Annotated in this window: 1 protein-coding gene; it reads right to left on the reverse strand. The window is 34.6% G+C overall.

Annotation, left to right across the window (positions count from 1 at the left end; translation table 11 throughout):
• Nucleotides 1-193: 193 nt before the first annotated feature.
• Nucleotides 194-334, reverse strand: a complete 141-nt coding sequence (locus V7137_RS20995; protein WP_335699873.1) for a YrzI family small protein — start codon at nucleotides 332-334, stop codon at nucleotides 194-196.
• Nucleotides 335-338: the final 4 nt, after the last annotated feature.

Raw genomic sequence — 338 nt, forward strand, 5'->3', positions numbered from 1 at the left:
AATAAGGTTTAACATAGCCCTGATTTAAAAAATAGCAACAATAATAAGATATGCAGTGGCATCTCGTTACCTCCTAATTTTGACTCGTTAGCTAGGTGGTATCCTTCATAACCCAGAAACTAGCACCCCGACCTTGCATTCGTAAAAACAACATTTATAAAACCACCTTTCTTCTGTTTAGATTTTTTACTTATTACATACAACGGAACACGGATGCTTGACGGTCTTTGTTTTGTTCATAAAGCTTCTCAACCATTTCTTGATGTATAGCTTCTTCTGTACTTACTTTTCGTTTCTTAAATGTAATGGAAAAGAAGATCATATTGAGTGTCATTTCG

The sequence above is a fragment of the Neobacillus drentensis genome, assembly GCF_036962765.1.
GTDB lineage: Bacteria > Bacillota > Bacilli > Bacillales > Cytobacillaceae > Neobacillus > Neobacillus drentensis_C.